Source organism: Levilactobacillus senmaizukei DSM 21775 = NBRC 103853, from assembly GCF_001592085.1.
Taxonomy (GTDB): domain Bacteria; phylum Bacillota; class Bacilli; order Lactobacillales; family Lactobacillaceae; genus Levilactobacillus; species Levilactobacillus senmaizukei.
The window spans coordinates 25,940-49,190 of the sequence record NZ_BCWD01000013.1; the positions used below are offsets into that span (position 1 = coordinate 25,940).

The window sequence follows — 23,251 nt, forward strand, 5'->3', positions numbered from 1 at the left end:
GAAAATCCAACGAAATTTCCGGTGATTTTTGCACTGATTTTTATGAAAAATTCCCGCTTTTTGATGAAAATTTGATGATAAATCGTAGGATTAACGAAAATTAGTGAAAGCACCCCGCATTTTCCCGGATAACTACGGATTATTTTAGGAAAATTCGGCACCAATTATCTAATCTCACAAAAAAAGCGGCGGGAGCAAAGGCTCCTACCGCAAAAAATTTAACGTTATTCTTTGGCTTCTTTGGCTTTCATCCGCGCGTATTCCTTGGCATAGCAATCCGCACAGACGGATAATCCAAAACTACCGTCATCAATGAATTGTTCCAGTGAGGTATAGGTTTCTCCATACTTCACTTTTTTCCCGCAGCTAGCACAATTGATAACTTCGTCCACGTTTTCTCCGTAGAAGATCACGTGCCAGTCCGGATGCAGCTTTTCAATCTCCGATTGCAGCAAGCTAATTCCTCCCTAACGACACAAGACTACCAGCCAGCAATGTAACCGCATCACCGGCCATCACAAAACCAATTTTAGCATATCTCACGGAAAAACGGGCCACTTATCCCCAAATTTAACTGACCGGTCATTCATTCATCCCATGATAAGCAAACCCTGTATTAATATTATAGAAGAAACCCAACAAAAAACCGGCCACTAGGACCGGTTCTCTTCCAACTAAATATTACTTTTCAACATTTTTGCCGTCATATTCATCTAACATAATTTGCTTTAGTTCAGCAACTAAGGGTTCCTTAGGGTTGGCAGTCGTACATTGGTCCTGGAAGGCCAACTCGGCTAAATGGTCAACCGTCCGGTCGAAGTGAGCCTTGTCGACACCGTTAGCCTTCAGACTTAACGTGACGCCAACGGAATGCGCCAAATCAATCACCTTGTGGACCAAAGCTTCCTTCAGTTCTTCTCTCGTGCTACCTTCAAGGCCTAAGAAGCGGGCGATTTGGGCGTAGTCTTCGTCAGCTCTGAAGTAGTCGTACTTAGGCCACATGGACAACTTCGTTGGTTCCTTGAAGTTGTAACGAATAACGTGGGGCAACGTGATAGCAATGGCTAAACCATGAGGCAAGCCGAACTCACCACCCAGTTTGTGGGCAATCGAGTGGTCAACCCCCAAGAAGGCATTGGCAAAGGCCATCCCGGCTAAGGTTGAGGCGTTATGCATCTCTTCACGGGCCGTGATATCTCCATTGTATGAGGCGGTCAGGTTATCCATAACCAACTTGATGGCTTGCAATGACCATGGCCGCGTGTAATCGGAGGCCATGTTGGAAACATAGGATTCGATGGCGTGGGTCAACACGTCTAGACCAGAGTAAGCAACCGTCTTCTTGGGCACCGTTTCGATGAATTGTGAATCCACAATCGCAACGTCTGGTGTCAAGGCATAGTCGGCCAAGGGGTACTTCACGTGCGTCTCGGAGTCGGTAATCACGGCAAACGGTGTGACTTCGGAACCAGTCCCGGAAGTCGTTGGAATAGCCACGAATTGAGCCTTGTGAGGCTTGTTAAACTTGTAAGTCCGCTTCCGGATGTCTAAGAACTTTTGCTTGGCACCGAAGAAGCTAGCGTCTGGGTCTTCGTAGAAGAGCCACATGTTCTTAGCGGCATCCATCGCTGAACCCCCACCTAAGGCAACAATGGTGTCTGGCTTGAACATCCGCATTTGCGTCACCCCACGGTTAACGGTGTCCGTGGTTGGATCTGGTTCAACGTCACTGAATAGGGAGTATTCAATCCCGTTTGGTTGACGCTTCAATTCATTCAAGACCGTGTCGATGTAACCCAATTCAACCATGGCGGGGTCGGTAACCAAGAAGACCCGCTTAACACCCGGCATATCGTTCAGGTAACGCACGGACGTCTTTTCAAAGTAAACTCGAGGAAGTTTAATCCACTGCATGTTATTTCGCCGCTTTGCAATAGTTTTGATGTTCAAGAGGTCAAAGGCAGAAACGTTGTGAGACACGGAGTTCTTACCCCATGAACCCGTACCTAAAGTCAGTGATGGCACCATTTCGTTGTAAAGGTTCCCAATCCCACCGATGGCGGAAGGCGTGTTGACCAAGACCCGGCTAGCCTTCATCTTAATCCCAAATTCGGTCGCCAAGTCATCGTTCATGGTGTGAATGTCCGCCGTGTGCCCCAGCCCACCGAAGTGGAGAAGTTCGTCACATAACTTGAAGGCATCGTCCTTACTCTTCGCCTTGAAAACGGAGATAACTGGCGATAACTTTTCTTGCGACAGCGGTGCATCTGGACCAACACCGGAGATTTCGGCAGCTAAGACCTTGGTGTTAGCAGGAACCTTGATCCCCGCTAAATCAGCAATCTTTGTGGCAGCCATCCCAGCGATTGGACCCTTAACGCCACCCGCTGGCCGGAACATCGCGTCGGCCAAAGCCTTGTGGTCACTCTTCTTAATGAAGAAGACGCCACGGTCTTGCATTTCTTGCTTAACGTCATCGTAAATGGCGGCATCGATAACGGCACTGTTTTCGGAAGCACAGACCATCCCGTTATCAAACGTCTTGGATAAGACAATGTCATAGACGGCGCGCTTGATGTTGGCCGACTTTTCAATATAAGCTGGGCCGTTACCAGGACCAACTCCTAAAGCTGGTTTACCGGTGGAGTAAGCCGCCTTAACCATGCCAGGGCCACCGGTTGCCAAGACACTGGCAATCATGGGGTGGTTCATCAAAGCCGTCGTTGCTTCAAGACTAGGCTTGTCGATCCACTGGATAACACCTTCAGGCGCACCGGCAGCAATCGCAGCATCCCGAACAACCTTAGCGGCCATGACGGAAGACTTTTGAGCTTGTGGGTGAAAGGCAAAGATGATTGGGTTCCGCGTCTTAACGGCGATTAGAGACTTGAAGAGTGTCGTTGACGTCGGGTTCGTTACCGGGGTAACCCCCGCCAAGATCCCGAGTGGTTCGGCGACGGTAATCAATTGCCGTTCGTGATCATCCTTGATGATCCCAACGGTCTTGTTGTTCTTGATTGAGTGCCAGATTTCTTCGGTTGCAAACATGTTCTTGACAGCCTTATCTTCCATAACACCACGGCCAGTTTCTTCAAAGGCCGCCTTGGCTAATTCCATGTGGTGGTCTAAGCCGGCGATGGCCATCTGGTGAACAATGTGGTCCACTTGTTCTTGGGTAAAGTCATCCATGGCACATAGAGCATCGTGTGCCTTACTCGTTAAGCGGGTCATCATTTCCGCAACGGTTTCATCATTATTATTATCTGTGGTAGGAGTGGTCTCTTTCACATTTTTCAACATGGTTATGCCTCCATTTATTTAAAAAATCCTTGTTAACTTATTCACGAGTATTATCATATCACAGATTTTTCGTGGTGCAAGCACTTTATGTTAAAAAGATCACAAATAATCAACATCTACAAGAACGCCTATATAGCGCGTTCTTTGGCCAGCTTGAATGTAAGCGCATACATAAGAATTAACAAAAATATCGATTCGCTTTTGTGTGAATGGTTTCACTAACAAACTAAAACATTTTCAGCAAATCGGGTCCAATCCGCTTTTTTCCATTGAATAGCGGTAACCAAACGATTCCCCCCAGCAACTTCCCGATTTTATGCTAAAGTTAGGTTAACCATTTATCCCGAAAGGAGTTGCGGCGTATGCAAGCGTGGACCTTTTGGAAGGATGCCACCCGACACTTCTTCCAGCACTGGGGCAGCTACGTCACCCTAGTCTTTCTCACCAACCTGCTCATTAGCTATATCGCGGTACCCATCTTCACCTGGCTCGTGGCACAACTCATGCGTTGGCAAGACATTCCCTATGTGTCTTACACCAATCTATGGTCGATGACCATCCACCACCCCTTAGCGATTCTGGGCCTGCTGCTCATTCTCTTAACCATCATCACGCTAATCTATTGGCAATTTGCCTACCTACTCCTAGGCGTAACCAACATTCGCCGCGGCCGGCCACAGACGACCCGCAGCGTGTTGTACGACACCTTCCGCAGTATTGCTGGCGCCTCCCCCAGCACGTTTTTCTTCTTTATTGGTTACTTTATTGTGATTATTCCTTTCGGAAGTGAACTCTTTACCACGCCACTGCTCAATAAGGCGAAGATTCCCGCCTTCATTACCAGCTACCTTATGGCCAATCCCGTCTGGGCTGTCTGTCTCGGATTATTCTATCTTGTGGCCGCCTATGTTGGCACCCGTCTAATTGGGGTGCTGCCACTCATGATTATCGACCACTACCATAGTCACGACGCCATTCGCTTGAGCTGGCAGCGTACGCGGGGGCGGTTCTGGACCTACTTTTCTAAGTTAGTGATCACCTTCATCATGGTCAGTATCGGGGTCGCCGTCATTTACGCCATCCTTTACGTTGGGCAACTCGGTTTTGATAAGACCCCCTTTGGGCTAGCCGGAGCAACGGCCAATCTCTTCTTGATGGAAGTCATTACCGAATTCATCATCTGTTACGCGACTATTCTGTTCATGATGGTCATTCTCAGCAGTCATTCGGCCAACCAACCGACACCCACCATGCTCCTGAATTTCCACGAACCCGCTCGAACCAAGCTACGGACCCGATTACTGATTATCATCGGACTGGTGGCTATCAGTGCCTCATTAGTTGGTTTTAACCTGGTCTATCTAAACGGCCTCGCCATGTCGACTCCACTCACCATTGCTCACCGCGGCGTGGATAACGGGAATGGCGTCCAAAATACCATTCCAGCAATGGTCAAGACCAGTAAAGAAAAACCCGACTACGTCGAAATGGATATCCGCGAAACCAAGGACCATCAATTTGTAGTCATGCACGATGCCAACCTCAAAAATTTAGCTGGACTAAATCGCACGGTGTCCAAGATGACCTTGAAACAACTCACCAAGGTCACGCTCACAGAAAATGGCTACCAAGCCAAAATCCCTAGCTTTAACGACTATCTCAACGCTGCCATTCGTCATCACCAAAAACTACTCATCGAAATCAAGACAAGTTCGCGTGATACGAGAGACCTACCCGAGCGCTTCTACCGACAATTTGGCCAACGAATCCTGACGAATCACGAACAGATTCACACGCTGAGTTACGGCATCATGAACACCTTAAAAACCAAGTATCCTCAACTGTTTGTGAGTTATATCATGCCGTATAATCTGACCTTCCCCCGAACGAAGGCCAACGCCTACACCATGGAATCAACGACCTTAAACGATAACTTCATCGACCAGGCCAACCGCGAGCACAAGCGCGTCTACGCTTGGGACATCGACGACATTACCAGTCTCGATCAGATGATGTTTATGGGCGTGAACGGCGTCATCACCAATAATCTCAGCACCATTCAACAAGAAATCAAGGACAACACGGATCATCCTAGTTACGCTAACCTACTCTTAGCGTTCATGAATGACCTGTCCTTAGAAACTCAGACCCAATAAAAAAAGAGCGCTTAACCTAGTCTTTTGCTAGGTTGAGCGCTCTTTAACTAATTTAGATTTTTAAAAATTTCAGCTGTCGTCCGACTAACCATCCTGTCAGATGCCAACTCAACAAGCAGCCTATTTCTTGGTAACCTTCCGCAATGGCCGTTTGATCAATCGCAATAGCTTTTCGGATTGGAGCCGGGAGACGACGGCATCGATGGCAACCTGTACCAGCTTCTCATTTAGGTTCTGAGCGGCCGGTTGTACGTGATCCTCGCCGAGGTGGTGCAACCGGTCCTCCAGTTGGCCAATGAAGTTATCATAGGCTTGCTTGGGATAGTCACCGGCCGTAATCTGGTCGATACCAGAACGCACCGTATCGGTCTGGAACATGGGTTTCAACAGACTAATCATCAAGATATCCGTGAGTTGCATGGTCTGATACTTCTTTTTGACGGGCGCCATAATAATATTGTGCTTCACGTAATTGTTAATCATTGCCGGCGTCACGGTATCAATCCCTAGTGGCCCCAGAATATCGTTAATCAGTGCCGTGACCTGGTCCATGTATAAATCGAACTTAGGAAGATCATCCCACCGGGGTAACCGTACCCCATGCATCTGGTGTTCCCACCGGGTGTATTGATTAAAGTCTGCCATGTCTATCCCTACCTTCCGTTAATATCCCTATTATATCATACTAACTAGTCTTGATGACTAGCTAAGCATAACGAAGGTTGTTTTTAGCTAGCGCCATTTTATTTTGCTGAGAATTCGCTTGCCTAGTCCATCCTGAACCAGCATAAACACTGGAAAAATACTGGCTATGAGCGGCAGGTATAGTAAGGCTAACCGCCAGTTAAGGAGACTAACCAGCGAGAAAATCGGGCCAGCAATCAAGAAGACCCCGGCGAATAGGATCGCCATTAGGATAACTAAGGCCACCTTGAACCGGTTCATTGGCCGCGCCACTAGAACCAAGGCATTGAGACCCACAAGTCCCGTCATTAACACACTCAGCGTGGACGTCGTGGCAAAGCTCAAGTGGAACTGGGTCCCAATTCCTAGAATAACCAGGATGTAACCCACCACACAGACCGCGGCGGGTGCCGCAATCTCCATGACCTGTTGCATGAAGCGTCCGGCAATCCGGTCGTGGTTCGGCTGTAGTGCCAAGAAGAAGGTGGGGATTCCCACCATCAGTGAGGAAATTGGGGTAAGTTGAATCGGTTCAAACGGATAACTCCGACTCATGAAGATAAAGATCAGGGTTAAGACAACCGAGTACATCGTCTTGATCAGGTAAAGCGAGGCCACTCGTTCAATGTTATTGATGACCCGGCGGCCTTCATTTAAGACGTGGACCATCGCATCGAAATTTGATTCAATTAGGACAAAGTCGGCCAAACTCTTAGTGGCCTCGCTTCCAGACGCCATCGCAATGCTACAATCGGATTGGCGTAACGCCAGCAGATCGTTGACCCCATCCCCCGTCATCGCCACCGTGTGACCAGCGGCTTGATAGGCCTTGATGAGACTTTCCTTTTGTTGAGGGGTTACCCGACCAAAGACATTGTAGTCCTGAACCAACCGGTTATAATCCGGTTTAGGCCCCACCTGGCTCATATCAACCAGCTGTTGGGCGCCGGCAATTTCCGCCCGTTCGGCGATGCTGGCCACTGTCACGGGGTTATCGCCGGAGATGACCTTAAGCGCCACATCCTGTTTCGCAAAGAAACTAAACGTGGACTTGGCCCGTGGTCGTAATTCATCCGTGATCAATAATAATCCCAAGGCCACGGGCGCCGTTGGGTGTGGCGCCGGCATGGCGGTCACCTTGGCTAACAACAGTACCCGGTAACCGCGCTGGGCCCAGGTCTGAATTCGCTGCTGGACACCGACGGGCACCTGGTCATAAATGAATTCGGGCGCACCTAAGACGAACGACTCGCCATCGATCGTCGCCCCACTCCACTTACGATCCGAAGAGAATGGCTGAATCTCGGTCGCGGTGACCGCTGGTGATCCCAAGGCGACCCGTACCGCCGTTGCCGTTTCGTTGTCATCACCCGTCGCCGCCACCAACTGAGCAAGGGTGCTTTCAAGTTCGGTCACCGGTACCGCCGTTAATGGGTCGATCCGTGCGTATTTCAAATGACCACTGGTAATGGTCCCGGTTTTATCCAGACAAAGGACATCGACCCGCGCCAGCGCTTCAATCGCCGGCAACTCTCGAACCAACACCTTACGCCGACCCAGGTTATACGCCCCCACAGCTAGCGCCACAGAGGTCAATAACACGAGACCTTCCGGAATCATTCCCACCATAGCGGCAACGGTCCCCAGAATGGCTCGTCGCTGATCTTGACCTCGCATGAGTGAGGAAATAAAGAGGGCTGCGCCCAGGGGCACAATGGTGAAGGTCAACACTTTAATAATCCGATTGATAATGGTTAGGAGTTCACTCGGCGTCCGATGTTCCTGCTTCGCGGAATGGGCTAACTGCTTCACGTAGCTGTCGTCACCAACCGTCATGGCCTGCACAATGGCCTTGCCACCTAGGATCACGCTCCCGGAAACCAATTCATCCCCGATACTCTTCACAATGGGAGTCGCTTCCCCGGTAATCTGGGACTCGTCGACCTCTAGTCCGGTGGTTTGCCGAATTCGGCCGTCAACTGGTAACTGATCACCCCGGCCCAGAATCAGGAGATCATCTTGAACGATCGCGTCTTGATGGCGATTAACGATCGCACCTGCCCGTAAAATCTTAACCTGACTCTCCGAGAGCAAGGCTAACTTATCGACTTGCCGTTTAGACCGGATCTCTTGAAAGATTCCAATCCCCGTATTGATGACCACCACGCCCAGGAACAACATGTTTTTATAACTACCCGTGAAGAAGACCAATCCGGCCAAGACCAGGTTAATCAAGTTAAATAAGGTCACGATGTTATCCCGGAAGATCTGTTTAACGCTACGGGTTAATGACGGTAACGGGTCGTTCTTCTGGCCCGCCGCCTCACGTTCAGCAACCTCGGTCGCCGAGAGCCCAATCGTTAAATCTGGCTGCTTGGATTCACTTTGTCTCACCGTGCAAACCTCCTTTACCGTCCACTTACTTTATCTTCATTGTACTCGCTTCACTCCGGGACCTCCGGTTGATTTGTAAGAATTCTCCCGGATTTAACCGAATCGTTAGCAGTTAACACTTTGACCAAACAGTGGGTATAATCGACTTAGTTGTTCAAGGGAGGAACCATTATGAATCACAAATCATCCGCAATTATTTTATTTATTCTCTACCTCATCTTGTTGGGCTGCATGCTAACGAATCACAGCATGTTGGCGATGTGGATCATGACTGGCGGAATGCTGATCGAAGCCAGTATCAATCTCTTTGATCAGTTTCACCGGCCACAGTAAGCGTTGTCATTCCTTTCATTTTAGCTTAAGATGAATTCATGACGCAACAGTAATGTGAGGAGGCCGTACTTGTATGGCATTAACAAAAATAAGCGACACCATCTCCTTGGCCGATGGCAAAACCATCCCGGTCATGGGTTTCGGCACTTATCTAATTAAGGATCAAGCGACCATGAACACCAGCATCCAGGCGGCTTGGGACGCCGGTTATCGGCTCTTTGATACGGCGATGCTTTACCGCAACGAAGATATCCTGGGCCCGGCCTTTCAACAACTGGGGATTCCCCGCGAGGGCTTCACCCTAACCAGCAAGGTCGCCGAAGTGGTTCAAGGGTACGACCGAACAATGAAGGCCGTCGAGGGGTCGCTAAAACGACTCCAAACGGACTACCTTGATCTCCTATTAATCCATTGGCCCGTCCGTGAACACTTCTTCGAAACCTGGCGGGCCTTGGAACAACTTAAGGCTAATGGTCAGGTGAAGTCGATTGGCGTTTCAAACTACTCCGTCGCTCACCTGGAACTTCTAGCCACCCAAGCCAAGGAAATGCCCGTCGTGAACCAGGTGGAATATCACCCCTACCTCAACCAACAGGGCCTAGTAGACTACGATCAATCACAAAAGATTGTCACGGAAGCGTGGAGTCCCCTGGGACGCCGGGCGGTACTCGACAATCCCATGCTAGCCAAAATTGCTAAACATCATCACAAGTCCGTGGCCCAAATTGTCTTACGGTGGGAACTACAACACGGCGTGGTCCCTATTCCTAAGTCGACCCATCCCGATCGGATCGCGGCTAATGCCAACATCTTTGACTTCCAACTCGACCAAGACGAGATGACCATGATCGACCTGCTTAATCAGAATCGCCGTACGGGTAATGACCCCGAGATCGTTTATGAGTCCGGCAAACAATACTAAACAAAATAAAAGGCAATCAATCCATTTACGATTGATTGCCTTTTCATTGTTGTGGTTAACCACGAACGCGGTCGACTTAGTCGATGCTGATTTCGTGATGATCATCCGTCTTAGTTTCCTTAGGCAACGTCAACGTCAAAATACCGTCGGCATACTTTGCCTGAACCTGCTTCACGTCAATGTCGGGCAGGTAGAACGAACGGGCAACATCTTGGCTACGCCGTTCTTGCCGTAAGATCCGGCCATCTTGGTCCTTTGATTCTTCATTGACATGACTCTTACCAGAGATCCGTAACGTCTCATCACGGTAGTCAATATGCAGGTCGTCTTTCTTGAAGCCGGGCACTTCGGCAGTGACAACGTAGTCTTGATCATGCTCGACGACATCCGTCTTCATCATGTTATCACCATTAAACATGTCATGACCCAAATTGCCCACTTCATTAAAGAAGTTCATTGGATCGAATAAGTCAAAGTTGCGGCTCATCATTTCATTAGCCATAATCAATAACCCCTTTCTGTCTTCCTTGTTTACATTATCTATAATAGTCAGTATTGGTCAGTATTGCAAGCAATTAGCGCTCGACATAAGTGAGTGCTAATTTTATTTAAAAAGCACCGTCATATCAACGCTAAGAAGGCATATCAAGTGTCTAAGTTTAAACTTTTACGATCCATTTGGTCAAAAGGTCAAATATCTCTGCTAACTTTTACCCAATAAAAAAGGCCTCGGCATCCCTGCCGAAGCCTCGCCAATCACCACAGCTTTAGTAAGTCGTTTGGTCAACCTCGTGGTTAACAATCTTTTCACCCAGTGCATCGGCCAAGTCGTCCAAGGCTGCTTCACGGGTCTTGATGATATCCATATTGAAGATAATTGAATCAATATCGCCACCATCGAAGTCGAATTGTTCGAAGTAAACGTAAGGGTCATGGTCGTCATCGTTGTTTAAGAAATGCTTTGTCACAGCATCAGATAAAGCGGTCGCCCAGGCTAAATCTGCCATCTTTGGTAAATCCTTCTTCGTCACATAACCCGGATCCAGAACCAACTTCGCTGCCTTTTCCACGTCTTCTTTTGGAATATCAACAGTTGGTGTATCTACTTTTTCCTTTGGTGTATCTGCCATAATCAAAATCTCCTTTGATGTTACTAATTTCAGTTTAGTCCTTTTTGGTCAAAACGTTAAATATCCCATTTCGAAATTAACTTTTTCCGCGTGTTCGGTTGCTAAGCGAACGTATAAAGGGTAAAATTTGCTTCAATTCACCCCCTGTGAAAAGGCGCTGAGACGCGCTATAATAGAGGGATAGAAACTTTATGAAATGAGGAATGATGTGTGAGCGGTCAGATAGTTGTGAATCTAATTATTATTTTAATTACCTTCTTATTTGCAGCTTTCTTTGTTGCCTGCGAGTTTGCTTTAGTCCAGACGCGGCCTAGTGCCTTAGAAGAAAAAATCGAGGATCTAGACAAGCCGTCAGTGAAGCTTAATCGGGCCATGAAAATGGTTACCAATTTAAACGAATATTTATCAACGACTCAAGTGGGGGTTTCCCTCGCTGGGATCATCCTTGGGTGGATCGGGGAAACTTTCTTCGTCGACATTCTGTTAGACGGACTAGCCCCTGCCCACCTCAATGGGGCCACGGCTCACACCATTAGTGTGATCGTCGGGGTACTCTTATTGACTTACCTAGAAGTGGTCTTCACCGAAATTGTTCCTAAGAACATCTCGATTGATATGCCAATGAAGGTCTTAATGCTAGTGGTGACGCCTCTGCATTACTGCCACGTCCTCTTCTATCCGTTCGTTTGGTTACTCAACAGTAGTGCCTCCGGAGTCGTTAAGCTCATGGGCCTCAAGGTTGCAAACGAAAGTGATGAAGTTTTCTCTCAAGCTGAAATCCTAAACCTATCACGGAGTGCCGTGGAAGGCGGAGAATTGGAAAAGAACGACCTGGTTTACATGCAACGGGCTTTCGAATTGAATGACAAGGTTGCCAAGGATATCATGATTGACCGGACGCAGCTAGAAGTTATCGATATTACCTCCACCGTTAAGGATGCCCTGAACGTTTATTTACAGGAACGCTTTAGCCGGCTCCCAGTGGTTGCCGATAACGACAAAGATAAGATTCTCGGATATGTCTACAACTATGACTTGATTCGACAGCAACAGGTGGATTCTTCCATCCGGGTCGACAAGTTAATTCGGGATATCTCAACGACGCCGGAAACGACGCCAATTACCCAGGTCCTTTCACAAATGATTAAGAAGCGAACACCAATCGTTGTCGTTGTCGACGAATATGGTGGGACCTCTGGGATTATTACGGATAAGGATATCTACGAAGAGCTGTTCGGAACAGTTCGCGACGAAATCGACGATGCCAATGATCAGTACATATTCAAACAGCCTAACGGCACTTACCAAGTTAATGGTAAGATGACGACTTACGACTTTGAACGGTACTTCAACACGGACATCAAGGGGTTTGAATCCACCGAAACGGTGACGATGGCTGGGTTTATCATTGATAACTACCCTAACATCAAGGTCAACGACGTGATTCACCTGGAAAACTTTGACTTAAAGGTCCTCGACTACGAGAACTCCTTTATCAATTGGTTAGAGGTTACGGTTAATCCACCACAGAAGCGGATTGAAATGACCGATCCAGAAAAGAACGATGACTAATAAAACGGTCTGGCAAGATGCCAGACCGTTTTATTAGTATCTGTAAGACCCAACAGTGAATGAAGACCATTGAGCCGCTGACTCATCAAGTAGGATTGTGGAGTGCGGCTGTCGGTCCGCTCTCTGACGCTAATCTACCATGTCCAATGACTATTTAGGCAAATGAACCCTGAGCTAGTTATGTTAGCTTACAAGTTATCCTTGAAATAGAAAAACCACTGATTAACCATTCCCCATCACTATACCTACTAGACACCGTTTTCTCCGTGACGTTGTCTCAAGTGTCCCTTAAAATTAGTTGATGAACGACTGAAGCTCCCAATCAAAGTGTCTGGCAACCCAGGCTCTTTGATTGGGGGCTTTTTATCCGGTCGAACCGGCGTTCAAACGCCATAGATTTCGTTTGAAACTGATAACCAAGCCAGCCTCAAACCAGACTCATTCGATTATCAGTCTTAATGCATCCACCTTTGGTCCCGCTCTCTGACTTATTTCGCCTCTGACTTGGGAAGCCTCAGCGCTAATAAAAACCCAACCAGTGCCAGAATAAATGTGAAGTAAAATCCATAATGGGTCCCATGAACAAAGGCCATCGCACCATGCAAGCCAGAGTTATTGGCAGCGAGTTGCCCGATGCCCAATAAACTCGTGGCAATTGCCGTCGCAATCGCTCCGACAATCTGTTGTAAGGTATTCATGATGGCACTGCCATCGGCCGCAATCGGGCCCGTTAAGGCATTTAACCCATGAGTCTGTGACGGCGACATGGCCAGTGGCGCCCCAATCATTAAGATGATGTGGGCCATAATGACATACCCAATGACACTGTGAGCCGACGTCAACGCCAGCATCAGTGCCCCAACCATCGAGATAATAAAGCCCAAGCGAGCCGGTCCCTGGGCTCCTACCCGGTCATACAACCGACCAGAGATTGCCGATACCACCGCGTTCATGACACCACCAGGAAACATGATAATCCCCGTCAGGGCGACCGGAATCAACAATCCCCGCTGGATATACATGGGCAGTAGATACATCGCTGAAAGAATAATACCGAAGTTAATCATGACTAGGCTAGCCCCGATGCGAAAGCCCGGAATAGCGAAGGCCCGTAAATTTAAAATAGGCTTCGGCATCGTTAACTGACGATGCGTATACCAGGCTAGAATCAAGATACCCACGATTAAACTGCCAATCACGGGCAATGACCCCCAGCCATGGTCACTGGCTAAGCTGACACCTAAGACCAAGCTTCCGAACCCTAGGGTTGAAAGGATAATGGACAGAAAATCAACCTTGGGCCGGGTCACGGGCGCAATGTTTGCCAATGAGGTCACGGCAAAAATAAAGGCAATCACCAAGAACGGCACGAATAACCAGAAGATCCAGCGCCAGGAAGCAATCCCTAACACTAGGCCGGCCAAGGTTGGCCCGACGGCTGGAGCAAACATGATCACTAGGCCCACCATCCCCATGGCAGCACCAAGTTTATACGGCGGGAAGATTTGCATCGCCACCGTAAACATTAGCGGCAGAATTAGCCCGGTGGCAATCCCTTGGATCATCCGCCCCAAAAGGAGAACACCAAATCCCGGGGCCGAGGCCGAAATGACGGCCCCGATGGCAAAATCAACCAGGGCAAATAGAATCACTTGTCGCGTGGTGAACCACTTGGTAATAATACTGGATAATGGCAGAACAACACCCACCATTAACATATAACCCGTGACCAACCATTGAATAGTCGCGGTCGAAACGTTTAATCGCGTCATTAGTTGTGGTAGGGCGATATTCAAAGAGGTCTCGGAAAACATTCCGACGAATCCCCCGATCAGCATCCCCATCATAGCCAGTAACGGATGCGCAACTGGCACCCGGGCCCGTTTAACAACTTCAGGCCGACTATTTTGTACTGAATCCATGACTTTCACACTCTCTTTCATAGCAATCACAATAGATTACTGTAGCAGAGATTATTTCTTTTCGTAAGGATTTCACCCAAATTTTCATGAAAACAGCTGGTATTTAGTTACTTCGGTTGTAGCCGTTCGATCTGGTCGCGAAGTTCCTGAAGCCGCTTCGTATCCAGCTTCGGCGCCATCATCAACTGGTCATACTCGAATTTTAGCCGTGGTAAGTCGGAAGCGGGCTCACCCACCGCTGTTCGGTCGGGATCAATCAATTGGCGATCCTGTATGACCAGCGTTCGTGTGGCTACTCGGTCGCGAAAAGTCTGATCGTGAGCCACGAATAGGACCGTGCCCGGATAGCCGATCAAGAAGTCTTCTAAGGCCCGCAGCGCTGGTAGATCCAGGTAATTCGTCGGTTCATCGAGAATCAGCAGGTTGCTGGCACTAACTAAAATAGTCATGAGTTGCAGCTTAACCTGCTCACCCCCACTTAAATCACCCACCAGTCGATCATAGAAGATGGCACTCAAGCCGAAGGCCCCCATGATCTGTCGTGTCCGGTTGGTATCCAACGTGGTCGCGGCCGCAATGGTCGCCCAAACCGTCCGATCCAATGGCAACTGGGTCATGTCTTGATGGAAATAGCCGACCCGTGCGCTAGGAGCCAAACGAGTGCCCGGCACCCCTGCTAGAATCTGATCAATCAGGGTTGATTTTCCACTCCCATTCGGTCCACTGATGGCTACCCGTTCCTGCGGTTTAATCCGAAAGCTAACGTGGTGTAACAGGTCATGGTGATCCCGCTTCAAATGTAGATCGCTAACCGTGACCAACTGCTTCCCAACGACCGTTGGCAGGTCGGTCGCCAACAACTTTAGTGCAGCCACCTCATGCGGCTTCTCTGTGGTCATTTCCCGGTTAGCGCGGTCTTTTAATGCTCGCGCGCTTCGCTCCATCTTTCCGGCGTTATCCTCTCGTAACGACTTCGAATTGGCCCGTTCCTGGGCGCTCATTCGCCGACTCCCCTTACGAATCCGAGCGGCCTTCTCATGACGAGCCTGAATGGCTTGTTGGACCTCCCGTTTCTCCCGTTGTTCGTGCTGGTACGCCTGCAACCGATTCTGCCGGTGCTCGGTCTGCTGCTGTTCGAAGGCCGCAAAGCCCGCGTTATACTGGTGAAACTCACCTTCACGTAACGACCAAATACCCGTTGCAACGGCGGTCAATAATTCCCGGTCATGCGAAATAACCAGCAATAATCCCCGATACCCCAACAATTGATGAACTAACCACGTTTGGTGGTCATCATCCAGGTTCGCGGAGGGTTCATCCAAGATGAGCACAGCCGGCCGCTGAGCCAGTGCCCGTCGAATTCGATCCAACATGCTCTGACCCCCCGAACGATCCCCAGTTGGCGCGATCTGCGGCACCAACGTCACGGTCTGATCGACATGTCGTTCACCCGTAAAGTCGGTCCCCTGACCAGCGATGAGTCGGGCCAGCGTCGTCTTACCGCCACCATTGGCGCCGACAATCCCGATTCGATCCCCTGTCTGGGCGGTCAAATGGGGGGCCGTGAAAAGTGGTTCACCAGCCACTATTTTTGTGATATTTGTTAAAGTTATTTGTGTCAAAAAATCGTCTCCCTCTTTAATAGCCGGGATTGCTGGTGATCATTGTCCACTTCGATGACACAAAAAAAGTGGTCACATTTCCCATCTGGAAATGGCGCCCACTGAATGCCTTAGCAGTTCAGACGCGCGTCCCCATCAATCCCCTTTGCAGGCCCACTCCACCCCTCATATGGGTGAAGCTGACTAACATTGGTTGATTGATTAGTTACGCATCGGCTGAATACCTCGTTCTTTCTTAAAGTACCCACAGGATAGCATATCCGCCAAATCTTGACAAGCGACCGGACAATTTCGATCGTTTGGATTACCTTCTTACCAGCAATTTTAACTAAATCCGTGTACACTAAATAGAGATTAACTGGCACAGAAAATGGAGGAATCCCTATGCAACCCTTACGAATCCTATTTATTTCTATCGAAGGTAACACCCGCAATTTTGTTAAGAATCTCACGACCTATGCCGCCAAGCAACATACGGCGGATGCCAGCCAACCAACGATTGTGGCCACGGAGATTAGTGAGGCCAGTGACTTTAACCCCGAAACGACCCCGTATTTCTGTTTCGTACCCACCTACCTCGACGGGGGCAATGGTGTCGACAACGGCGTTAAGGAACTCATGACCAACGTCTTGGGTGAATATATCGAATACGGTGATAACGCCAGCCAACTCATCGGTGTCGTGGGTAGCGGGAACCGGAACTTTAACGAACAATATTGCCTAACCGCCAAGCGTTATGCTAAAAAATTTAACGCCCCTTTCGTTGCCAACTACGAACTCCGTGGGGTTCCACGCGATGAATCCCGGGTCTACGATGCCCTGGTTGCTCGGCAAAAGGCGGTGATGTCTCATGACTAACCCCACCTTGGAGACGTTAATGGCCCACCGTAGCGTGCGTCATTTCACCACCACCAAGTTGACCGAAGCGGAGGTCACCACCCTGGTCAGTGCAGCTCAACATGCCCCTACCAGTACCTTTTCGCAGCAGGCTAGCATCATTAGTGTGACCGACCCGACCAAGCTGGCCGTTCTCGCCGAGGTCACCGGTCATCCCTGGTTGCAACAAGCTGGCCACTACTTCATGATGGTCGCCGACCAATTCCGGAACGAACAGTTGACGCCAAACGATCCCACCACAACGACTAACCTCCACAGTACCGACAAACTTTTGGCAAGTATCTTTGATGCGACCATCATGACGGAGGCCATGGTCACCGCTGGCGAGAGCTTGGGCTTAGGGAGTACCATCATGGGTAGTATTTTAAATGATGTTCCCCGGCTGATTGACCTGTTCGACCTACCCCAGCTAACCTTCCCATTGCTGGGCTTAGCCATTGGTCATCCGGCTAATCAACCCGACCAGAAACCACGGTTGCCACAAGGCCTGATGCATTTCGAAAATACCTATCAACGGCTCAATCCGGTCGATGACCATCTCACGGCTTACGACCAACTCATCACGGACTACTACCATAAACGCGACTCGCATCAACGAGACGAAACCTTCTCTCATCACATTATGACGGAGATGAGTCGTGATCCCCAGCAACGAGCCGGCATCCTCACTGCCCTACATCAACAAGGTTTTTCAACCAATTAAACCTAAAGCAGGCGTAACGACAGATGTCGTTACGCCTGCTTTTTAACCGCTTATATGGTGACGTCAAGTAGCTCACAACGTTAATGCTCTCGGGCTAGCTGCCTGCGCCACCAGCTATTCCTTTAACTTCAACAAGTCGCGATGGTTCCGGAACATGACGGCTCCTAAGACTAGCAGCATAATCACCGTCACCGACCAGAACAGGGATTGGTAGCTCCCATATTCGATCAATAGGCCCCCATATAAGGGTCCAATGGCCCGACCAAATGAGATGGCCATATTATAAATCCCTTGATATTTGCCCTTATCATTCTCACCCGCTAGATTATCAATCCAGGCGGGAATCCCTGGGAATCCCGTCATTTCACCCAATGTCAGGATAACCATCGTGAAGACAAACGTGGCGTAACTCTTCGCAAAGACCAAGAGTAAGAAGGACAGGATGAAGACGACCGTCCCGGTCCAAATCTGCGAGCTCAACTTAAAGTTAGCCCCAATCCGATTCGCTAACGGTTGACCGAAAACAATCAGGATCCCATTCAACGTCCAGAGAAGACTGTACTTTTCAAAGGAAATTCCCAAGTTGGTCATGTGAACCGAAATCACACTTTCCCACAGGGAGTAGCTCAAATACAGACAGAAGACTAAGAAACTAATCAGCCAGATCAGCTTTATTTGAACTGGTTTAACGGTCTTTTGGTCACGACTGTAGGTCTTCTTCTCGATGGGTACTCGAAAGTCCAACACGAAGATAATCAGCTGAGCCGCGTAGCAGAAGCTAGCGACGATGAAGACCAGGGTTACCCCATGATCCATCAGATAACCCACCATCAAAGTTCCCAGCACGACCCCTAGGTTCATCCCGATATAGAGGTAATTGAAGACTCGCCGGCTATTCACACTCTTCACGTTCGCCGCAAAGGAGTTCACCACTGTCATCACAATTCCATCGCCTAGCCCAATGAATAAAAGCATGAAACCAAAAATCGGCCAGCCGTGAAAGAAGATTAGCCCCACCATGGGAATTAACGAGCACAGCGTCCCGATCACACCACTCTTAAAGGGCGACCAGTGATCGAATAACCAGCCACCCAGCCAGTTTCCTAGAATCATGCATAGTGACATGCCCAGCAACGCCACCCCGGCCAACGCCAGGGTTTGATGGAGTTGATTATGCATATAAACGGTCGTCAACGGCCACATACATGCGGCCGCAGCGTTTAAGAGTAATGTTGCGGTGACAACCCCCGCCATACTCACTTCTTTTTTCTTCTTCCACATGGTTCGTCCCTCACTTATTTTTTATTTCTGCTATATATTGTCGCATATTTACTAATATTCCGAAACTCTTACCCACGATAAACCCGATTAAACCGCTGCTTTATGAGCAAGTTGCTCATTTTTACGGTAAATTTCAAAAAACTTTGGGTAACTTGATCTGAGTCAAGTTCTTTTCTCGCGGTCGACCGTATACTAATTTATGTAATCAAGACAAGCGAAACCTAAGGAGGTTTTCAATATGAGTAAAGTAACCATGAAATTAGACGACCTGACCTGCCCATCTTGCATGACTAAAATCGAGGGCGCTCTTAGTAAGAAAGACGGCGTGAAAAACGTGAAAGTCCTCTTCAACGCCAGCAAGGTTAAGGCTGAATTCGATGACAGTGCTATCTCTGCCGACGACCTAGAAGCCACCGTAACTGACCTAGGCTATGCCGTTCAAAGTTCAAAAGTTAAAGCTCTTTAAAACCCAAATTTGAAAGGAAGTTCATCCAATGACTACTAACACCATGACGATTGCCGACCGTTACGCTGCCGAACAGGCACAAACCGAACATGACCACCACGTCCCAACCGCTGGGGCCATGACCAACCATATCTTAGCTAACCTCCACATTTCAATTGTGAAATTCCACCAAGTTCGTTGGTCCGTCAAGGGACCCCTGGCCGTCAGCGTTCGGGCCCTGCTCAATGACTACATTGCAACCTATCGTCGTCAATTCGATGCGTTGGGTGAATTGCTTTTAGATGAAGGCGAAATCGTCTCCACGACAACCAAGGAATTCCACGACTACAACATGTTACAGGAAGGCGGCGACAAGAAATATTTCGCCGCTGAAGACCAGATTGACGAACTGGTCCACGACGCGGATACCCACAATCTCTTCATCGACCGGGCCATCAAGCTCGCCGAGAAGGAAGAACGCCCAGCTTTGGCAAGTTTCCTAACCGACCTGCGTGGCACGAATAACCACATTATCCGAGAACTCCAAGCCCTTCTGGGCAAAGATGCTCGCGACGGTCTCGATGAAGAAGACGATGACGATGATGACGACTAACCGCTACTAACCAAGTTAAAGGCCCCGGCAACTCTCTGTGAGGAGTTACCGGGGCCTTTAGTGTTCACTTCAATATTAAGCTTGTGATGATTCGTCGGCTTCGGCTTTCACCCGGCGTTCTTCAATAATCTTCATGCAGTCATGGAACTCGTCTTCCGTGTAATCATACTTGGCAAGTACCCAGAGCCGAAGTAACGACCCCAGCGCGGGTAGAATCGAAATAATCACGAAGAGTCCCGTGAGCGTCGTGCTGGATTGTGTGGTGTTGGCCTGATAACCAACCCCGGACAATAGCAACCCGGTTAAGGCACCAGCCGCAGCAATGGCCACCTTGCTGGCAAAGGTTTGACCACCAAAAACGATGGCTTCACACCGCTTCCCGGTTTTAACTTCACTGTATTCCACCGTTTCGGCCAACATGGCAGAAATAATCGGACCAGTTGCCGAATAAAGCGTCTGCGTAATCGCCAGAAAGATAAAGACCGGCACGACATGCCGATAGCCAGTGGCAAAGAACGCCACCCGCACGATGACGTCGGTAATCAAGAGCACCCGAAGAATGTGGAGTTTCTTAAAGCGTTTCGTCAGCAGCGGAATCAGGAAGAACCCGAGGGCACTGAACGTCCCAATCAACCCAAAGACACTCATCAAGTTAGCATTTAGGAGGTTGTAGGTAAAGAAGTAAATGATAATACTGTTGACCATTTCCATAAAGATCTTGAGGAAGAACAACAGGAGAATCCGGAGCATGTACTTGTTCGCCTTCACGGAATCCACAATATCTTTGGTTGTGAGCTTCTCAGCCTTGGGGCTAACAACCCGTTCTTTGGTGAACTTGTAACCAATCTCCATCAGCACAAATCCAACGACCATCAGAATAGCCACACTAATCATGTAGCTAGATGCTGGTGACCCATGCTGTTTGAAATAGGTCAGCATCATCGGTAGGATCAAACCAACCATCCCGATACCCCCGAAAACACCCAGGTTGGCAGTCGTCAACAGGTTCGTTCGAGCCTGACCATTCTTAGAAATAACGGTTGACAGTGACCAGAAAGGAATGTCGGAAAAGGCGTACAGCGTCCCCCACAGGATGTAGGTCACGCCGGCATACATAATCTTTCCACCCATACTGATGTCTGGGCTAATGAAACAGGTAACCGTCGACACGGCGACAAAAATTGGGGCAATCCGCATGTATTTCCGAAACTTCCCCGTGGTCGTCTTGTGCTTATCAATCCACCCGGAAACAACGGGATCGAAGACCGCATCCCACAGCCGGGCAATCATGAAGATCGCACTGGCAATCACGGATGAAATTCCCACGATATCCGTGTAAAAAATCAGGATAAAGCTCCCGACTACCCCAAAACTAAAACACTGGCCAAAGCCGTATAAGAAGTAGGCGGCATACTCACTCGGCGCGACCGTTTGGCTCTGGTCATCGTCCTTTGGTAACGTTAAATCATTTTCCTTCATCGTTTTATTCCCCCACTAGTCAAAGACAAAGCCCGTCTGGTGCTCCGCCGTAAAGATCGCGTGAATTTGTTCTGGATCAATCTTGTACCGATGGTCATGGTCCAATAAACCATTAACCTCCTGTTCCACATCGGAAAGCTGCGTGTAGCAGAAGCCGGCACAATTAGGAATGGCCATCACAGCCTGCGTTAACGCTTCGATCTTAGCAACGACGTCCGTTTTAGACTGAATCCGGTCACCATAACCCCAAGAGTTGGCCTGCGCATTTTCTTCGTAGGCAATCCCACCATACTCACTGAGAATAAAGGGAACCGCCTGTTGCTGATAGCCATCGCAGAAGGTCCGCCGACCACTGGTTTGTGATGGCGACCCCTCATAGGTCGTTTTCAGGTCTGGATAGCTGGCCGTCAAGCGATCGGGATCGTTGTCGTAATCATGAACGGTGGCGACGTCGGTCTTTACCTGTTCCCAACCATCGTTACCAATGACCAGGCGCGTTGGATCGTAGGCCTTGGTCAGGTCGACGAGGCCATCGACAAAGGCCTGTTCCGCCGGTTGATGGGCGATTTCGTTGACCCCCCAGGACTCATTCATTAAGACATAGGTGATCACCGCTGGATGGTTGATATGCTTGGCGATGAAGGCTGGCAACTCTGCCTGAAAGTTTGCCATCATCGTTGGGCTAAACTCAAACGGACTCGGCATTTCTGCCCAGGTATATAGACCTTTCGCGTCACAGAGATAGAGCAGCCGGTGGCTACCCACGTGTTGATGCAGTCGATGACCGTTAAAGCCCATTTCCTTAATCTTATCGACGTCGGCAGCATCACCCGCAACCGGGGCGCTGAGGCCATTGTGTCGGTCGTACCCCTGATTCAAGACTAACTTCTGGTAGATTCGCTGATCGTTGACCAAGATATCATGACCGCGAGTTTCAATTCCCCGCATCCCAAAGTAACTGTCAATATGGTCCGTTACTTGGCCACGGTCCAAGACTTCCAATGATAGATCATAGAGGTCCGGCGTCTCTGGCGTCCAATAATGAAGTCGAAAGTTCGCTTGGTTATCGCTGACATCCAAGGCAAACTTGGCGCGACCGTTCTTGACGGAAACCGTAGCCGTCGTGATCAGCTGACCGGCATAGCGGGCCGTCGCTCGAACCTCGACTGCCGCCGGCGCGTCCAACTCCAAGTCCAGATTCAAGGATGCCCGGTGAATTTCTGGCAAGGCGGTAAAACTCGTCACGTAATGTTCTCCGGTAAATTCCAACCAAACATTTTGCCAAATGCCAATGGTCCGCGTGTACCAGCACAAGAAGTTTTGATCCTTCCAGCTCTGCTTGCCGATCGGCTGCGTCGTTAAATTATGGTCAACAACCTTCACGATCAACTCATTCGTAGCCATCAGCCAATTCGTGACGTCGAGGGTAAATGGCGTATGACCACCCCGGTGATGCCCGATATGTTGGCCATTAAGCCAAATGTCACATTCGTAATCGACCGCTTCAAAGTTTAAGAGCGCCCGCTGCTGATCCTGTAAGTCGGCCGCAAATTCCCGACGATACCAGATGACCGGGTAATATGTCGTGAGGTCCAGCCCAGAAACGGGAAAAGTTGGACTACTAGGAACTTGGATTTGCCGGTCAAATTGATCCGCCGTTGGCGGCATTATGTAATCGTTTTCATTTTCAACCAATAAACAATCCCACTGTCCGTTCAGGTCAAGCCACTCTTGACGGATCTGCTGGGGATTGGGAAATGCTAATCTATCCAACACTAATCACCTCATTAACTGTCAG

At 49.1% G+C, this 23,251-nt stretch carries 19 protein-coding genes; 8 read left to right on the forward strand and 11 right to left on the reverse strand.

All coding sequences use genetic code 11. From position 1 onward, the window contains the following. Positions 1-224 precede the first annotated feature (224 nt). Entirely contained in the window at positions 225-455 is a 231-nt protein-coding gene (locus LSE01S_RS06250) for a hypothetical protein (protein ID WP_061776774.1), read from the reverse strand. Positions 456-681: 226 nt separating this feature from the next. Then, a complete protein-coding gene (adhE, locus tag LSE01S_RS06255) occupies positions 682-3,300 on the reverse strand; it encodes a bifunctional acetaldehyde-CoA/alcohol dehydrogenase (protein WP_061776775.1) in 2,619 nt (872 codons plus the stop codon). Positions 3,301-3,662: 362 nt separating this feature from the next. On the opposite strand from adhE, the gene LSE01S_RS06260 reads away from it, so the two are divergent. Then, positions 3,663-5,456: a glycerophosphoryl diester phosphodiesterase membrane domain-containing protein gene (locus LSE01S_RS06260; protein ID WP_061776776.1), complete on the forward strand. Its 1,794-nt coding sequence runs from the start codon at positions 3,663-3,665 to the stop codon at positions 5,454-5,456. A gap of 120 nt (positions 5,457-5,576) precedes the next feature. Here LSE01S_RS06260 and LSE01S_RS06265 read toward each other — a convergent pair whose 3' ends face one another. Further along, on the reverse strand, positions 5,577-6,101 hold the full coding sequence (locus tag LSE01S_RS06265) for a DUF1836 domain-containing protein (RefSeq protein ID WP_061776777.1): 525 nt from the start codon (positions 6,099-6,101) through the stop codon (positions 5,577-5,579). A gap of 87 nt (positions 6,102-6,188) precedes the next feature. Further along, on the reverse strand, positions 6,189-8,534 hold the full coding sequence (locus tag LSE01S_RS06270; protein ID WP_061776778.1) for a cation-translocating P-type ATPase: 2,346 nt from the start codon (positions 8,532-8,534) through the stop codon (positions 6,189-6,191). Positions 8,535-8,705: 171 nt separating this feature from the next. Here LSE01S_RS06270 and LSE01S_RS11055 point away from each other — a divergent pair, with 171 nt between their 5' ends. Beyond that, entirely contained in the window at positions 8,706-8,867 is a 162-nt protein-coding gene (locus LSE01S_RS11055; protein WP_169790366.1) for a hypothetical protein, read from the forward strand. 73 nt (positions 8,868-8,940) lie between these two features. Next, positions 8,941-9,789 carry an aldo/keto reductase gene (locus LSE01S_RS06275; RefSeq protein ID WP_061776779.1) on the forward strand — a complete coding sequence of 283 codons (849 nt, stop codon included), beginning with the start codon at positions 8,941-8,943 and terminating at the stop codon, positions 9,787-9,789. 76 nt (positions 9,790-9,865) lie between these two features. On the opposite strand, the gene LSE01S_RS06280 is transcribed toward LSE01S_RS06275, so the two are convergent. Beyond that, the gene (locus LSE01S_RS06280) at positions 9,866-10,291 is read right to left on the reverse strand and encodes an Hsp20/alpha crystallin family protein (protein WP_061776780.1); all 426 of its coding nucleotides are present in this window, start codon (positions 10,289-10,291) and stop codon (positions 9,866-9,868) included. Positions 10,292-10,556: 265 nt separating this feature from the next. Continuing rightward, positions 10,557-10,919, reverse strand: coding sequence for a hypothetical protein (locus LSE01S_RS06285; protein ID WP_061776781.1), 363 nt, complete (start codon positions 10,917-10,919; stop codon positions 10,557-10,559). Positions 10,920-11,129: 210 nt separating this feature from the next. Between LSE01S_RS06285 and LSE01S_RS06290 the strand changes: the two genes are divergently transcribed. Next, the gene (locus tag LSE01S_RS06290) at positions 11,130-12,491 is read left to right on the forward strand and encodes a hemolysin family protein (protein ID WP_061776782.1); all 1,362 of its coding nucleotides are present in this window, start codon (positions 11,130-11,132) and stop codon (positions 12,489-12,491) included. A 488-nt stretch (positions 12,492-12,979) separates the two neighbouring features. Here the strand turns inward: LSE01S_RS06290 and LSE01S_RS06295 are convergent, their stop codons facing one another. Beyond that, a complete protein-coding gene (locus tag LSE01S_RS06295; protein WP_061776783.1) occupies positions 12,980-14,413 on the reverse strand; it encodes a DHA2 family efflux MFS transporter permease subunit in 1,434 nt (477 codons plus the stop codon). Positions 14,414-14,520: 107 nt separating this feature from the next. Continuing rightward, positions 14,521-16,035 carry an ABC-F family ATP-binding cassette domain-containing protein gene (locus tag LSE01S_RS06300; RefSeq protein ID WP_061776784.1) on the reverse strand — a complete coding sequence of 505 codons (1,515 nt, stop codon included), beginning with the start codon at positions 16,033-16,035 and terminating at the stop codon, positions 14,521-14,523. 384 nt (positions 16,036-16,419) lie between these two features. Here LSE01S_RS06300 and nrdI point away from each other — a divergent pair, with 384 nt between their 5' ends. Both nrdI and LSE01S_RS06310 read left to right on the forward strand, forming a co-directional pair. Further along, positions 16,420-16,893 carry a class Ib ribonucleoside-diphosphate reductase assembly flavoprotein NrdI gene (gene nrdI / locus LSE01S_RS06305; protein WP_061776785.1) on the forward strand — a complete coding sequence of 158 codons (474 nt, stop codon included), beginning with the start codon at positions 16,420-16,422 and terminating at the stop codon, positions 16,891-16,893. Beyond that, positions 16,886-17,635 (forward strand): nitroreductase family protein, encoded by a 750-nt coding sequence (locus LSE01S_RS06310; protein ID WP_061776786.1) that lies wholly within the window; start codon positions 16,886-16,888, stop codon positions 17,633-17,635. The genes nrdI and LSE01S_RS06310 overlap by 8 nt, the downstream gene beginning before the upstream one ends. A 114-nt stretch (positions 17,636-17,749) precedes the next feature. On the opposite strand, the gene LSE01S_RS06315 is transcribed toward LSE01S_RS06310, so the two are convergent. Beyond that, a complete protein-coding gene (locus LSE01S_RS06315) occupies positions 17,750-18,916 on the reverse strand; it encodes an MDR family MFS transporter (RefSeq protein WP_061776787.1) in 1,167 nt (388 codons plus the stop codon). Between the two features lie 238 nt (positions 18,917-19,154). Here LSE01S_RS06315 and LSE01S_RS06320 point away from each other — a divergent pair, with 238 nt between their 5' ends. Continuing rightward, positions 19,155-19,382 (forward strand): heavy-metal-associated domain-containing protein, encoded by a 228-nt coding sequence (locus LSE01S_RS06320; RefSeq protein ID WP_061776788.1) that lies wholly within the window; start codon positions 19,155-19,157, stop codon positions 19,380-19,382. Between the two features lie 28 nt (positions 19,383-19,410). Then, positions 19,411-19,974 carry a Dps family protein gene (locus LSE01S_RS06325; RefSeq protein ID WP_061776789.1) on the forward strand — a complete coding sequence of 188 codons (564 nt, stop codon included), beginning with the start codon at positions 19,411-19,413 and terminating at the stop codon, positions 19,972-19,974. A gap of 75 nt (positions 19,975-20,049) precedes the next feature. Here LSE01S_RS06325 and LSE01S_RS06330 read toward each other — a convergent pair whose 3' ends face one another. Together LSE01S_RS06330 and LSE01S_RS06335 are read right to left on the reverse strand one after the other, a co-directional pair. Continuing rightward, entirely contained in the window at positions 20,050-21,453 is a 1,404-nt protein-coding gene (locus LSE01S_RS06330; RefSeq protein ID WP_061776790.1) for an MFS transporter, read from the reverse strand. A 15-nt stretch (positions 21,454-21,468) separates the two neighbouring features. Next, the gene (locus LSE01S_RS06335) at positions 21,469-23,226 is read right to left on the reverse strand and encodes a glycoside hydrolase family 2 protein (RefSeq protein WP_061776802.1); all 1,758 of its coding nucleotides are present in this window, start codon (positions 23,224-23,226) and stop codon (positions 21,469-21,471) included. Positions 23,227-23,251: the final 25 nt, after the last annotated feature.

What these genes read in the sequence shown, in the direction of transcription:
- LSE01S_RS06275 (WP_061776779.1), top strand. Translation starts at nt 8,941, where the DNA reads ATGGCATTAACAAAAATAAGCGACACCATCTCCTTGGCCGATGGCAAA.
- LSE01S_RS06325 (WP_061776789.1), top strand. Translation starts at nt 19,411, where the DNA reads ATGACTACTAACACCATGACGATTGCCGACCGTTACGCTGCCGAACAG.
- LSE01S_RS06285 (WP_061776781.1), bottom strand. Translation starts at nt 10,919, where the DNA reads ATGGCAGATACACCAAAGGAAAAAGTAGATACACCAACTGTTGATATT.
- LSE01S_RS11055 (WP_169790366.1), top strand. Translation starts at nt 8,706, where the DNA reads ATGAATCACAAATCATCCGCAATTATTTTATTTATTCTCTACCTCATC.
- LSE01S_RS06265 (WP_061776777.1), bottom strand. Translation starts at nt 6,101, where the DNA reads ATGGCAGACTTTAATCAATACACCCGGTGGGAACACCAGATGCATGGG.
- LSE01S_RS06330 (WP_061776790.1), bottom strand. Translation starts at nt 21,453, where the DNA reads ATGAAGGAAAATGATTTAACGTTACCAAAGGACGATGACCAGAGCCAA.
- LSE01S_RS06315 (WP_061776787.1), bottom strand. Translation starts at nt 18,916, where the DNA reads ATGTGGAAGAAGAAAAAAGAAGTGAGTATGGCGGGGGTTGTCACCGCA.
- LSE01S_RS06295 (WP_061776783.1), bottom strand. Translation starts at nt 14,413, where the DNA reads ATGGATTCAGTACAAAATAGTCGGCCTGAAGTTGTTAAACGGGCCCGG.
- LSE01S_RS06310 (WP_061776786.1), top strand. Translation starts at nt 16,886, where the DNA reads ATGACTAACCCCACCTTGGAGACGTTAATGGCCCACCGTAGCGTGCGT.
- adhE (WP_061776775.1), bottom strand. Translation starts at nt 3,300, where the DNA reads ATGTTGAAAAATGTGAAAGAGACCACTCCTACCACAGATAATAATAAT.
- LSE01S_RS06260 (WP_061776776.1), top strand. Translation starts at nt 3,663, where the DNA reads ATGCAAGCGTGGACCTTTTGGAAGGATGCCACCCGACACTTCTTCCAG.
- LSE01S_RS06320 (WP_061776788.1), top strand. Translation starts at nt 19,155, where the DNA reads ATGAGTAAAGTAACCATGAAATTAGACGACCTGACCTGCCCATCTTGC.
- nrdI (WP_061776785.1), top strand. Translation starts at nt 16,420, where the DNA reads ATGCAACCCTTACGAATCCTATTTATTTCTATCGAAGGTAACACCCGC.
- LSE01S_RS06280 (WP_061776780.1), bottom strand. Translation starts at nt 10,291, where the DNA reads ATGGCTAATGAAATGATGAGCCGCAACTTTGACTTATTCGATCCAATG.